Source organism: Actinophytocola sp. (assembly GCF_050699935.1).
Classification (GTDB): domain Bacteria; phylum Actinomycetota; class Actinomycetes; order Mycobacteriales; family Pseudonocardiaceae; genus Actinophytocola.
In genome coordinates this window covers 1-13,203 of the sequence record NZ_JBOHGB010000059.1, presented here as the reverse complement: position 1 = coordinate 13,203, position 13,203 = coordinate 1, and the positions used below count along the sequence as shown (strand labels likewise).

Annotated in this window: 10 protein-coding genes and 1 pseudogene; 5 read left to right on the top strand and 6 right to left on the bottom strand. The window is 70.0% G+C overall.

The window, feature by feature from the left end; translation table 11 throughout:
* Window positions 1-7 precede the first annotated feature (7 nt).
* Genes ACRDTB_RS19725 through ACRDTB_RS19710 form a run of 4 tightly spaced genes read right to left on the bottom strand, consistent with a single transcriptional unit; the run spans window position 8 to window position 4,886 of the window.
* Window positions 8-1,006, bottom strand: coding sequence for a TIGR03842 family LLM class F420-dependent oxidoreductase (locus ACRDTB_RS19725; protein WP_431432296.1), 999 nt, complete (start codon window positions 1,004-1,006; stop codon window positions 8-10).
* 15 nt (window positions 1,007-1,021) lie between these two features.
* The gene (gene hydA, locus ACRDTB_RS19720) at window positions 1,022-2,407 is read right to left on the bottom strand and encodes a dihydropyrimidinase (RefSeq protein WP_431432294.1); all 1,386 of its coding nucleotides are present in this window, start codon (window positions 2,405-2,407) and stop codon (window positions 1,022-1,024) included.
* 47 nt (window positions 2,408-2,454) lie between these two features.
* Window positions 2,455-3,297, bottom strand: a complete 843-nt coding sequence (locus tag ACRDTB_RS19715; protein ID WP_431432292.1) for a nitrilase-related carbon-nitrogen hydrolase — start codon at window positions 3,295-3,297, stop codon at window positions 2,455-2,457.
* Complete coding sequence (locus ACRDTB_RS19710; protein ID WP_431432291.1) at window positions 3,297-4,886, bottom strand: NCS1 family nucleobase:cation symporter-1; 1,590 nt, start codon at window positions 4,884-4,886, stop codon at window positions 3,297-3,299. The genes ACRDTB_RS19715 and ACRDTB_RS19710 overlap by 1 nt, the downstream gene beginning before the upstream one ends.
* 339 nt (window positions 4,887-5,225) lie before the next feature.
* Here ACRDTB_RS19710 and ACRDTB_RS19705 point away from each other — a divergent pair, with 339 nt between their 5' ends.
* Window positions 5,226-5,927 carry a GPP34 family phosphoprotein gene (locus tag ACRDTB_RS19705; RefSeq protein WP_431432289.1) on the top strand — a complete coding sequence of 234 codons (702 nt, stop codon included), beginning with the start codon at window positions 5,226-5,228 and terminating at the stop codon, window positions 5,925-5,927.
* 19 nt (window positions 5,928-5,946) lie between these two features.
* Here the strand turns inward: ACRDTB_RS19705 and ACRDTB_RS19700 are convergent, their stop codons facing one another.
* Together ACRDTB_RS19700 and ACRDTB_RS19695 are read right to left on the bottom strand one after the other, a co-directional pair.
* Complete coding sequence (locus tag ACRDTB_RS19700; RefSeq protein WP_431432287.1) at window positions 5,947-6,792, bottom strand: NUDIX domain-containing protein; 846 nt, start codon at window positions 6,790-6,792, stop codon at window positions 5,947-5,949.
* Window positions 6,793-6,968: 176 nt separating this feature from the next.
* The gene (locus ACRDTB_RS19695) at window positions 6,969-8,600 is read right to left on the bottom strand and encodes a PucR family transcriptional regulator (RefSeq protein WP_431432286.1); all 1,632 of its coding nucleotides are present in this window, start codon (window positions 8,598-8,600) and stop codon (window positions 6,969-6,971) included.
* 76 nt (window positions 8,601-8,676) lie between these two features.
* Between ACRDTB_RS19695 and ACRDTB_RS19690 the strand changes: the two genes are divergently transcribed.
* The 4 genes and pseudogenes from ACRDTB_RS19690 to ACRDTB_RS19675 all read left to right on the top strand — a co-directional run.
* On the top strand, window positions 8,677-10,044 hold the full coding sequence (locus ACRDTB_RS19690) for an aspartate aminotransferase family protein (RefSeq protein ID WP_431432284.1): 1,368 nt from the start codon (window positions 8,677-8,679) through the stop codon (window positions 10,042-10,044).
* Window positions 10,044-11,540 carry a CoA-acylating methylmalonate-semialdehyde dehydrogenase gene (locus ACRDTB_RS19685; RefSeq protein ID WP_431432283.1) on the top strand — a complete coding sequence of 499 codons (1,497 nt, stop codon included), beginning with the start codon at window positions 10,044-10,046 and terminating at the stop codon, window positions 11,538-11,540. The genes ACRDTB_RS19690 and ACRDTB_RS19685 overlap by 1 nt, the downstream gene beginning before the upstream one ends.
* 152 nt (window positions 11,541-11,692) lie before the next feature.
* Entirely contained in the window at window positions 11,693-12,193 is a 501-nt protein-coding gene (locus tag ACRDTB_RS19680) for a hypothetical protein (protein WP_431432281.1), read from the top strand.
* Between the two features lie 22 nt (window positions 12,194-12,215).
* Window positions 12,216-13,203: pseudogene (locus ACRDTB_RS19675) on the top strand (hypothetical protein); the annotation flags it as partial.

The following is a 13,203-nucleotide window of genomic DNA, read 5'->3' as shown; positions in this document are numbered from 1 at the left end:
ATCGTTGTCAGGTGGTGAGCTTCGGGATGATCTCGTTTCCGTAGGCGGACAGGGTCTGGTCCTTCGCGTCGTGCATGAGGTAGACGGCGAACTGGTCGACGCCCAGCTCGGCGAGCTCGTTCAGCCGGTCCACGTGCGCGGACTCCGGTCCGAGCAGGCAGAACCGGTCGACGATCTCGTCGGGCACGAAGTCGGTCGACGGGTTGCCGGCCTTGCCGTGGTGGGCGTAGTCGTAGCCCTCCCGGCCACGGATGTAGTCGGTCAGCTCGCGCGGCACCGGGCCGGACTCGCCGTAGCGTGCGACGAGGTCGGCCACGTGGTTGCCGACCATGCCGCCGAACCAGCGCAGCTGCTCGCGCTGGTGCGCCAGGTCGTCACCCACGTACGCGGGCGCCGCCACGCACATGGTGATGCCGCCGGGGTCGCGCCCCGCGTCCCGGGCCGCCGCACGGACCGACTCGATGGTCCAGCGGGTAATCGCCGGGTCGGCCGTCTGCAGGATGAACCCGTCGGCGTGCTCGCCGACCAGCTTGAGCGCCTTCGGACCGTACGCGGCCATCCAGACCTCGAGCCGTCCGTCGCGCACCCACGGAATGCGCACCGGTGCGCCATGGTGGTCCACCTCCCGCCCCTCGGCCAGTTCCCGGATCACGTGCATGGAATCACGGAGCACCGACAGCGGAGCGGGCTTCTGGCCGATGACCCGCCGGGCCGAGTCGCCGCGGCCGATACCGCACACCGTGCGGTTGCCGAACATCTCGTTCAGCGTGGCGAACAGCGACGCGGTGACCGACCAGTCCCGTGTGGACGGGTTGGTCACCATCGGCCCGACCGTCATCGACCGCGTCTGGGACAGGATCTGCGAGTAGATGACGAACGGCTCCTGCCACAGCACGCACGAGTCGAACGTCCAGCCGTAGCCGAAACCCAGCCCCTCGGCGGATTTCATCAGCCGGACGACCTCGCTCGCCGGCGGGTCCGTCTGCAGCACGACACCAAAGTCCATGATGGACACGCCTTCCTATACGAGGTACTGGGACAGGTCGCGGGACAGGAACTTGCCGTGTCCCTCGGCGCCGTGGAACGCGCCGTCGGCGATCACCGCCGAACCGCGGGACAGCACGGTCTCCACCTTGCCGGTGATCGACATGCCCTCGTACGCGGAGTAGTCCACGTTCATGTGGTGCGTGTCCACCGACAGCGTCTGCGTCGCGGCGGGGTCGTACACCACGATGTCCGCGTCCGCGCCCGGCGCGATGACGCCCTTGCGCGGGTAGAGGCCGAACATCCGCGCCGGCGTCGTCGAGGCGACCTCGACCCACCGCGCCAGCGAGATCTCGCCGGCGACGACCCCCTGGTGCAGCAGGTCCATTCGGTGCTCGACGCCCGGCATCCCGTTCGGGATCTTCGAGAAGTCGCCGCGCCCCATCTCCTTCTGGTCCACGAAGCAGAACGGGCAGTGGTCGGTCGACACCACCGACAGGTCGTTCGTGCGCAGGCCCCGCCACAGGTCGGCCTGGTGGTCCTTGGGCCGCAGCGGCGGCGACGCCACGTACTTCGACCCCTCGAAGTCGGGCTTCGCGAGGTCCTCGATGGACAGGTACAGGTACTGCGGGCAGGTCTCGGCGAACACGTTCTGCCCGGTGTTGCGGGCCGCTGCCACCGCCTCCAGCGCGTGCCGGGCCGACAGGTGCACGATGTAGAGCGGCGCGCCGGTGACCTTCGCGAGCTGGATGGCGCGCGAGGTCGCCTCGCCCTCCAGCTCCGGCGGCCGGGTGATGCCGTGCTCCACCGGATCCGTCCGCCCGCTCGCGACCGCCTGCGCGACCAGCTGGTCGATCGCGATGCCGTTCTCCGCGTGCATCATGATCATCGAGCCGGTCTCGGTGGCCTTCTGCATCGCGCGCAGGATCTCGCCGTCGGTCGCGTAGAACACGCCCGGGTAGGCCATGAACATCTTGAAGCTGTTCACCCCGGCGTCGACGCAGGTCTCCATCTCCTTCAACGACTGCTCGTTGACGTCGGAGACGATCATGTGGAACCCGTAGTCGATCGCGCAGTGCGTGTCGGCCTTCTCGTGCCACTTGTCCAGGGTGGCCAGCAGCGAGGTGCCCTTGGTCTGCACGGCGAAGTCGATGATCGTCGTCGTGCCGCCCCACGCCGCGGCCGTCGTGCCGGTGGCGAACGTGTCCGCGGAGAAGGTGCCGCCGAAGGGCATCTCCATGTGCGTGTGGGCGTCGATGCCACCCGGCAGCACGTAGCGCCCGTCCGCCTCGATGATCTTGTCGGCCGTGTCGAACACCCCGGGCGCGGTCACCGCCGCGATGGTCTCGCCGTCCACGAGGACGTCGGCGGCGACCGCGCCGGTGGCGTTGACCACCGTGCCGTTGCGAATGAGAGTGCGCATGATCCTTTCCCTGTTGCGAGACTGCGGTCGCTGGTGCGGTGGCCGGACTAGGCGCCGGTGAGGGAGTCGTAGCTGTCCGGCCGGCGGTCGCGGTAGAACTGCCAGAGGTCCCGGACCTCGGTCAGCAGACCCATGTCCAGGTCACGCACCACGACCTCGTCCTCGGCGTCCGACGCCGCGTCGCCCATGAGCTGCCCGCGCGGGTCGGCGAAGTAGGACTGGCCGTAGAAGTCGTTGTCTCCCAACGGCTCGGTGCCCACCCGGTTGATCGCGCCGACGAAGTACTCGTTAGCCACCGCGGCCGCCGGCTGCTCGAGCCGCCACAGGTACTGCGACAGCCCGCGGCTCGTGGCCGACGGGTTGAACACGATCCGTGCGCCCCCGAGGCCCAGCGCCCGCCAGCCCTCGGGGAAGTGCCGCTCGTAGCAGATGTACACGCCGATCTTGCCGACCGCGGTGTCGAACACCGGGTAGCCGAGGTTGCCGGGCCGGAAGTAGAACTTCTCCCAGAAGCCCTTCACCTGTGGGATGTGGTTCTTGCGGTGCTTGCCCAGGTAGGTGCCGTCGGCGTCGATCACCGCGGCGGTGTTGTAGTAGACCCCGGGCTGCTCCTGCTCGTACATCGGCACGATCAGCACCATGTTGTGCTGGTCGGCCAGCTCGCACATCAGCTGCGTGGTCGGGCCGTCGGGGATCTGCTCGGTGTAGGAGTAGTAGTCCGCGTCCTGCACCTGGCAGAAGTACGGGCCGTAGAACAGCTCCTGCAGGCACACCACCTGTGCACCCTGTGAGGCCGCCGTGCCGATGTGGGTGACCGCGTTCGCGGTCATCGACTCCTTGTCACCGGTCCAGCGCTGCTGGACCAGTCCGGCCCTGACGATCTCGGACACTAAAACCATCCTTCCGTTTCGGCCTCGGCACGCGCCCGCTCGGGTGGACGCCCACTCTGCCCGGCGGTCAGCGCCAGGTAGATCAGGAATGCTGCCACGAAGCCGACGATCCAGCTGTAGTCATAGAGGCTCGACAGGAACGGGATCACCCCGTCCACCGGGAACGGGCCGAGCTTCTCGCCCGCCTCGTCCACGTTCGAGTACGCCCCGCCGACCGCGAGCACACCGCCGACGACCGTGGCGGTGAGCGCCGGCCAGTTCCAGCCGCCGCTGAACCAGTACCGGCCGCGCTCCTGGTACAGGTCGGTCACGTCGATGTAGGTCCGCGCCCGGATCCAGTACCCGGCCACGAGCACGCCGGCGACCGCGGCGAGCGCGCCGCCGTAGAACTCCAGCCAGGTGAAGATGTAGATGTGCGGGTCCTCGACGAGCTTCCACGGCAGGATGATCACGCCGATGATGCCGGTGATCAGGCCGCCCATCCGGAAGCTGATCCGCTTCGGGAACGCGTTGGAGAAGTCGTAGGACGGGCTGACCACGTTGGCTGCCAGGTTGGTGGAGATGGTCGCGATGATGATCACCACGAGACCGGTGAACACCGCGAGCGAACCCTCGAACTGGTTGATCAGGTTCACCGGGTTGAACAGGTCGTTGACGTTCTCGCCCAGCCGCTCACCGTAGACCACCACCGCGCTCGAGGTGATGATGATCGACAGGATGGCGATGAACGACATGCTGGTCGGCAGGCCGAGAATCTGGCCGACGGTCTGGCGGCGCTGGCTGCTGGAGAACCGGGAGAAGTCGGGGATGTTCAGCGACAGCGTCGCCCAGAACGCGATCATCGCCATCAGCGACGGCGCGAACACCTTCCAGAAGTCCAGGCCCCAGCCCAGGCTGGACTCCTGGGAGAAGATCGTCCCGAGCCCGCCGGCCTCGCCCACGATCCAGACGGCGAGCGCGATCATGCTGAGGGCGAGTACCGGGGCCGCCCAGTTCTCGAAGATCTTCACCGCGTTCATGCCGCGCCAGATCAACACCATCTGGCCGAGCCAGAACAGCGCGAAGCACAGCCACAGCGTCCACGGCTTGCCGCCGATCGCGGCGGCGTTGACCCAACCCTCGCCGGTGAGCCGGCCGATGATCGCGAACGTGGCGCTGCCGCCGATCCAGGTCTGCACGCCGAACCAGCCGCAGGCGACCAGCCCGCGCAGGATCGCGGCCAGGTTCGCCCCGCGTATGCCGAAGAAGGCACGTGCGTACACCGGGTACGGGATGCCGTACTTGGTGCCGGCGTGGCTGTTGAGCAGCATCGGCACGAGCACGATGACGTTGGCGAGCGTGATGGTCATGAACGCCTGCATCGGGCTCATCCCGAGCAGGATGAGGCCGGCGGCCAGCGAGTAGCTGGGCACGCAGAACGCCATCGCCATCCACAGCGCGGTGTAGTTGTAGGTGTTCCAGGTGCGGAAGCCGATCGACACCGGAGCCAGTTCGGCGTTGTAGTAACGGCTGTCGCGTATGGCGGAGTGGTCGGGGAGATCGACCCGTCCGTCGGGGTGGGTAGTAGCAGTGGTGTTGACGGTCGCCATCTCTCTTACTCCGATGCTTGAGCCGTCGGCCTAGGGGCACGGATTTTGCCAACCGGCATCGTTGAGGGTTCGGGAGCGGCCAGGCAGTGTCGGTTTGTCCAGCATTCATGGATACTGTGGGCACTCTGTCACTTGCTAAAAAGATCGCCAGCTGTTCACTAGGCTCGACAGGCCCCGATTGGCGGACCTGGACGATGGTCGACATCAATAGTTGATCTTTCATAGGGCCATATGGGCGAACTTTCTACGGATTTCGTCGTTTCCGCTTGCGCGGACCGTCACGCCTCGTCAGTGTCTGGCGCGCCTGGCAAGCCCCGAGGATGAACATGGGTGGCATACATGAGTAGGGCGCGGGTTCCGCGACTGCAGTTGGCCGACGAGTTCTTCCTCGCAGCTCACGGCCACGAGGCCGCACGGATGCGTCCCCGGCTCCTGCCGGCCGTCCTTGACCTCGGCCTGGCCGGCGCGCTGCTGGGCGAACTGATCATGATGAACCGGCTCGGCCAGCTCGACGGCTACCTCCTCGCCGCCGTGCGGCCGCCGGAGCGGTCCGGCCGCCCCTATGGCGAGCGGGAGGGGGACACGATCACCGATCAGGTGCTGGACCTGATCGCCGGCAAGCCCGCCCAGCCCGTGTCGGTGTGGCTTGGGCAGATTCGGCACCTGGCCGCCGACGGCGTCCGCGACCGGTTGGTCGACGCGGGCGTGCTGAGCGAGGTCACCGGGCGGAAGTGGTGGGGCGGCGCCATGGTCGAGTACCGGGCGTTGGACCCGAACCAGGCGATGGGCCCGGAGGCCGGGGTGTTCGGCCTGGTGAGCAGCCACCGGCCGCTCGACACCAACCTGCAGGCGGTGACGCTGGCCGGGCTGGTGGACGTGACCGGGCTGCGCACGAAGATGCCGGCGTGGGACATGGGCGCGAGCGAGGTCCACCACCGGATGGTCGCGCTGCGATCCGGCCTGCCGGCGCCGCTGCGTGGCCTGCTGGCGGACCTCGAGACTGCCGTCGGTGCCGCACTGTTGAGCAGCGGCCACCACTGACCGCCCACCGACAGCACTTCTAGTGCGCGGGCGGGAGCTGGCTCAGCAGCCAGCGCGGGCCCGCGACCGTGGCGCCCTCCGCCGCGCACCGGCGGCGCAGCTCACGGTCGGCGGTGACCACCACGCACTCGACGTCCGGCGCGACGACCGACGCCACGGTCGCCACGATCTCGTCGTCGCCGTCGCCCCGTGCCGCCACCACCCGCACCGACGTGCCGCCCGCGCCGATGTCGCGCGCCTTGCCCTCCACGACGAGGACCTTCTCCGGGTACGCCACGTCGAACGGCCCCATCCCGGTCACGCCGTCGACGGCGTCGAGCTGATCGCGCAGCCGGGCGGCGGCGCCCGGGCGGTCGCGCCACCAGCCGTCCGCCCGCGAGCCCATCACGTTGGCCGCGTCCACGACGAGCACCGGCCGGCGCAGGCACCCGCGCAGCCGCGGCCAGGCGTTCGCGAACGGCTCGAACAGGTTGTGCCCGGCCACGTCCTCGACCGGCACCCACGCGGCGTCCCGGCTCTCCCACGACGCCGGCCGGACGTGGAGCAGCGCCGGGGCCGTGCCGATGACCGTGTCGTAGCCCCAGCCGCCGTGGTCCTCGTGCATCAGCCCCCGCACGGTGATCTCACCGGCGTCGAGCGTCGACTCCTCGGCGGTCTCCCGCAGTGCCGCCGCGACCGGCTCCTCGTCGCGGTTGCGGGCCCCGCCGAACACGCCCCAGGTGCCGCCGCCGATGGTCAGCTTCGCCCGGTGCTGCAGTAGTACGTGCCCGTCGTGGTGGGCGAGCAGGCCCGCCGCGCCGTAGCGACCCCAGTGCACGTGCCCCTGCGCGCAGCGCACGAACCGGTCGGCCTCTCCCCATGTCATGGTGTCCTCGGTTCGCTTCGCCCAGTCGCTAACACGCCGTCTTCCCTCCTTGCGCTGCTCGGTCGCTCGTGGCCGAGCTCCCTGCGCTGCTCGTCAGTCCAGACGGCGTACGCTCCTTTGCTCTCGCTCACGCGGGTCATCATCCGGCATGGCACCGACGTTCCGGCATGGCACCGTCAGCCGATCTCCGTGACCAGCAGGGCGACGTGCAGGGACAGCACCGACTCCGGGTCGTCCAGCGACATCCCCAGCACCTGCTCGACGCGTGAGAGCTGCTGGTAGTACGCCGTCCGGGACATGTGCGCGGCCGCCGCGGCGGCGGACTTGTTGCCGCCGTGCTCGCAGAAGTGGCGCAGCGCCTCGATCAGCCGGCTGGAGTGCGTGGCGTCGCGGGCGAGCAGCGGGCCGAGCTCCCGCTCGGCGAACGCGGTGACCCGGTCGTCGTCGGCGAGCAGGTGCAGCAGGCCACGCAGGCGGACGTCGTCGAGGCGGTGGTAGTGGCGCCCGTCCGGCGAGCGGAGGGCGGCCTGTGCGACGTGCGCGGCCTCGACCAGGCTGCGCCGCGCGTCGGACACCGAGTCCACGGTGGTCCCCACCGCCAGCACGACCGGCACCGACCGCGGCGACACGGCCGCCGCCTGGTGGATCTCCTTCGCCAGCCGCCGCACGACCATGTCCGCGTCGGCCTGCGGCGTCAGCGACAGCAGCGCGCGCACCGAGATGTCGTCCACCACGCCGACGAGCGCCGCGACCCGGGCCCGGCGCGCGGCCAGCGCGGTCGCCTCCGCGAGGTCGCGCAGTACCTCCTGGGTAGCCATCGTCGGGGCCAGCGGCCCGGTCGGCCGCGCGGGCGCCATCGCCGACGGCCGTACCGACACCCCGACCAGCTGCCGGCGCTGCAGCGGGACCCCGAGCGCGCTGGACCGGGCGGTCAGGTCCGACGGTGTCGTCGCGGACGCGAGCAGCTCGGTCAGCAGCGTGCGGTGCGCGTGCCGCTCGAGGCCCTCCCGGTCCCGCGCCACGAGCCGGTGCACGGCGAGCGCGGACGCGGCCCGCTCCGCGATCACGACCTGCCGGTGTACCGGCTCGGACGGGCAGACCAGCACCAGCCGGCCCCAGTCGTTGCCGCGTGCGCCGACGACGGTGACGAGCCAGCCCGCGTCCGCGTGGTAGCACGTCCGGGCGGTGCCGGCGACCGCGCGGGAGCGCGCCGCCCAGTCCGCCATCAGCTCGCTCGGGTCGGTGCCGGCCGCGTCGTAGGCGAGCACGTCGTGGCCGAGCGTCTCCAGCACCACCGGCAGCCCGGAGGCCCGCGCCACCTCGTGCAGCACCTCGGCCGGCTCCGCGCCCGCGACCGTGAGCGCGGTGAACGTCTCGTGCACCCGCTCCGCCGCGCGCAGCTCCGCCACCTGAGCCTCGACGATCAGGCCGACGACCGCCTCGGTGACCGCCACGAACCGGGTCTCCCGGGACAGCGTGACGAGCGGCATCGAGTGCTGGTCCGCGGCGGCGACGAGCGCGGCGGGCAGCTCGTGGCTCCAGTGCCGGACCAGCTCGACGACCACGCCGACCACGCCCGCGGCCGACAGCTCAGCGACGTACCGGGTGAGCGCGTTGGGGTCGTCCGGCAGCGCGATGCCGGTGGTGAGCACCAGCTCGCCGCCCTTGAGCAGCGGCGCGATGTCGGCGATCTCGGCCACGTGCACCCAGCGCACCCGGCGGTCGAGCCCGGCAGCTCCGGCGACCACGGCGGCCCGGCCCTGCTGGATCACCGGCAGCGCGAGAACCTCGGACACGGTCGGGTACATGTTGTGCATACTCTACGGCGGCGGCGATACATACTGTCCATGGCGCCCGGGCCGCGGCCCAGGCCAGACTCTGGGCATGGGTGAACCGCGTCTTATCGATCGCCACCGTGCCGTCCTGCCCAGCTGGCTGGCACTGTTCTACGACGACCCCATCGAGATCGTGCACGGGCACGGCCGCCGGGTCACCGACTCGAACGGCCGAAGTTATCTCGACTTCTTCGCCGGCATCCTCACCAACGCGATCGGCTACGACGTGGCCGAGATCAACGACGCCGTCCGCAAGCAGCTCGACACCGGCATCCTGCACACCTCGACCCTGTACCTGATCCGCAGCCAGATCGAGCTCGCCGAGCAGATCGCCCGGCTGTCCGGGATCCCCGACGCCAAGGTGTTCTTCACCAACTCCGGCACCGAGGCCAACGAGACCGCGCTGATGCTCGCCACCCAGTACCGGCGCAGCAACCAGGTGCTGGCCCTGCGCAACTCCTACCACGGCCGGGCGTTCGCCACGGTCGGCATCACCGGCAACCGCGGCTGGTCGGCCTCCGCGCTCTCTCCGGTCAAGGTGTCCTATGTACACGGTGGGTATCGGTACCGCGGCCCGTTCGCGGCGATGTCCGACGCCGACTACGTCGCCGCGTGCGTCGAGGACCTGCGCGACGTGCTGCGCACCGGCACCTCCGGCGACGTGGCGTGCATGATCGCCGAGCCGATCCAGGGCGTCGGCGGGTTCTCCTCGCCGCCGGACGGTCTGTTCGGCGCGTTCGCGGAGGTCCTCGCCGAGAACGGGATCCTGTTCATCTCCGACGAGGTGCAAACCGGCTGGGGACGCACCGGCGACACCTTCTGGGGCATCGACGCCCACGGTGTCACGCCGGACATGATGACCTTCGCCAAGGGGCTCGGCAACGGACTCGCGATCGGCGGCGTGGTCGCCCGCGGCGAGATCATGGACTCGCTCGGCGCGAACTCGATCTCCACCTTCGGCGGCAACCCCGTGTCCACCGTGGGCGCGCGCGCGGTGCTGGACTACCTCGTCGACCACGACCTGCAGGCCAACGCGGCGAAGCTCGGCGCGAAGCTGCTGGGTGGTCTGCGTCAGGTCGCCGGGAAGCATCCGGTCGTCGGCGACGTGCGGGGCAAGGGCCTGATGGTCGGCATCGAGTTCGTCGAGCCGGGCGGCACGACGCCGGCGCCGGCCGCGGCGGTGCGGGTGCTCGAGGAGAGCCGCCGCCTCGGGCTGCTCGTGGGCAAGGGCGGCCTGCACAACAACGTCATCCGGCTGGCGCCGCCGATGACGCTGACCGAGGACGAGCTGGACGAGGCGCTCGGCATCCTGACCGAGGCCATCGCCGCGGCCGATAAGACAAGCCAGGAAGGACGCCTTACTGACGTTCAACGTCAGCAAGGCGTCCTTCCTGGCCAGAACGGGGAGCAGCAGTGATGCCCAAGCGGATCAGCCACTGGATCGACGGGAAGCCGTGGGCCGGCGTCTCCGAGCGGACCGGCGAGGTGTTCGACCCGGCGGCCGGTGTGGTCGCCGGGCGCGTGGACTTCGCCGCGCAGTCCGAGGTGGACGAAGCGGTGGCGGCGGCCGCGCGGGCGTTCCCGGCGTGGCGCGACACGTCCCTCGCGGGCCGGTCGAAGGTGCTGTTCGCGTTCCGGGAGCTGCTGAACGAGCACAAGGACGAGCTCGCCGCGATCATCACCGCCGAGCACGGCAAGGTGCTCGACGACGCGGGCGGCGAGGTACAGCGGGCGCTGGAGAACGTCGAGTTCGCGTGCGGGGTCCCGGCGCTGCTCAAGGGCGGGTTCAGCGAGAACGCCTCGACGCGGGTCGACGTGTACTCGATGCGCCAGCCACTCGGCGTGGTCGGCGTGATCTCGCCGTTCAACTTCCCCGCGATGGTGCCGCTCTGGTTCGTGCCCAACGCGATCGCGTGCGGCAACACCGTGGTGCTCAAGCCGTCGGAGAAGGACCCGTCCGCGGCCAACTTCGTGGCGGAGCTGTGGGCGCGGGCCGGCCTGCCCGACGGCGTGCTGAACGTGCTGCACGGCGACAAGGTCGCGGTCGACGGCCTGCTCACGCACCCGACCGTGCGCGGCATCTCGTTCGTCGGCTCGACGCCGATCGCGCGCTACGTCTACGAGACCGGCACCAGCAACGGCAAGCGGGTGCAGGCGCTCGGCGGGGCGAAGAACCACATGGTCGTGCTGCCCGACGCCGACCTCGACCTCGCCGCGGACGCCGCGGTGTCGGCCGGGTTCGGCTCCGCGGGGGAGCGCTGCATGGCCGTGTCGGTCGTCGTCGCGGTGGACCCGGTCGGCGACGAGCTGGTCGACAAGATCAAGTCGCGGATGGCGAACCTGCACGTCGGCGACGGCCGGCGGCCGGGCTGCGAGATGGGCCCGCTGGTGACCGGCGCGCACCGCGACCGCGTGACGTCCTATGTGGATGCAGGGGTGGCGGCGGGCGCCACGCTGGTCGTGGACGGCCGTGGCCACGAGATCGACGGCTCGGACGCGGGCTTCTGGCTCGGCCCCACGCTGTTCGACCACGTCGAGCCGCCGATGTCCGTCTACACCGACGAGATCTTCGGCCCGGTGCTGTCGGTCGTGCGCTCCGGCAGCTACGAGTCGGCCGTGTCGCTGGTGAACGACAACCCGTACGGCAACGGCGTCGCGCTCTTCACCAACGACGGCGGCGCGGCCCGGCGGTTCCAGAACGAGATCGAGGTCGGCATGGTCGGCGTGAACGTCCCGATCCCGGTGCCGGTCGGCTACTACTCCTTCGGCGGCTGGAAGTCCTCCCTGTTCGGCGACACGCACGCGTACGGTCCGGACGGCCTGCACTTCTTCACCCGCACCAAGGTGGTCACGTCCCGCTGGCTCGACCCCTCGCACGGCGGCGTGAACCTGGGCTTCCCCCGCAACGACTAGCCACCACCGGATCGGCTCAGCAGCGGCCGAGGCAATATCGTAAAGTCTCGGCTACCGGGTGTGCGGGGGAACCGGTATCCGATTTCCTGCATCGCACCCCCGGTGTAGCGCGCGCAGAGTTCGATCATGGGGAAACGGCAGCGAGGGGTGTGGTGACTGTGCCGGACGGGACGAGCACGGACCAGGCCGAGACCGATCCGGGAACGCCGGAGGAACAGATCAGGACCACCGCCGCCGGGGTGTCGTTGTTCGACGCGGTCGCGAACACGATGGCTCCGGTGCTGGGGATCCTGGGCGTGGCGGCGGATGCGGCCGGCCACCAGAGCGGCGGTGGTGGTGGCAAGGGTTCGTACATGTTCGCGAGCCTCGACGAGCTCGACGGCGTCATCCAGAAATGGCAGGACCTGGTCGGCGAGCTCAAGAACGACCAGGGGCGCGTCGAGGAGGCGATCGGCCGGACCGCCAGGCCGGCCGAGGACCACGTCAGCGGGACCAACTACAAGCAGTCCAGCAAGGTGCTCGCCGCGATGCAGCGCCACAACGAGCTGATGCTGAGGTACGCCGAGCACTACGTCACGAAGCTCCAGGACTGTCGCGCCCAGATGGCGACCACCGAACATGGCAACCAGACCCGGATGAACCGGGTCCACTGACCGCGCTGCAGGAGACGACACCATGGCCCCGAAGGGCATGACCGGTTCGGAGATCTACGACAACTTCTACCCCGGTACCGGCGACGACGGACGCGGGCTCAGCTCGTCCGCGAACGAGGTGAACGTCGTGTCGCAGGCCTACGCCGACCGCGCGGACTCGATCATGAAGCTCACCGGGCAGATGGAGTCGTCCTGGCAGGGCGACGCGGCGGGCGCGGCGCAGCGCGGGGCCGGCCCGCTCGCGGTGGAGCACCTCCTCGCCGCGAAGGAGATGGACCAGACCCAGCAGGCGATCAACCAGCAGGTGAGCGCGTACGACTCGACCAAGTCCGCGGTGACCCCGGTGCCACCCACCCCGGAGAAGCCCGGCATCTGGGACAACATCACCACGCTCGGCGGGGCGAGCGACAGCTACGAGGCCAAGGTGGCGCGGGTCAACGCCGCGAACGACACCAACCTCGCGGCGATGACGGCCTACGAGGACGCCAGCGTGTCCGCGCGCTCCGGCATGCCGGACTTCTCCAGCAGGCTGGTGGACGACAAGTCCAGCATCGGGGTCGTCACGCCCCTGCCGCCGCCTCCGGGCAAGCGGGTCACGCCACCCCCGCCGACCCGCCGGCCGCCGTCCTCGACCGAGCCGACGCCGACCTCCACGAGCACGCCGCCCGGCACCGGCAACCCGTCGCTCACCGGTCCGAGCGGTCCGGCGGGTCCGAGCGGCGCCAGCGGTCCGAGCGGACCATCCGGTCCCGTAGGACCCCTCGGGACCCAGGGCATCGTCACCAATTCCTCGAGCCCCGTTGTCGGAGGTCCGGCTGCAGGCCAGTTCACCGATACCGTCACCTGTCCGCTGGGCGAAGTGGCTCTGAGCGGCGGCTGGGAACTGTTCCTCACAGACAACAACGACTACGGCAAGGTCATCCTCCTGTCCTCGAAGCCGGCATCATCGGGGCTTCCGGGATCGCTGAGCGGCGACACGTGGTCGGTAACCCTGAACATCACGTCGAGCC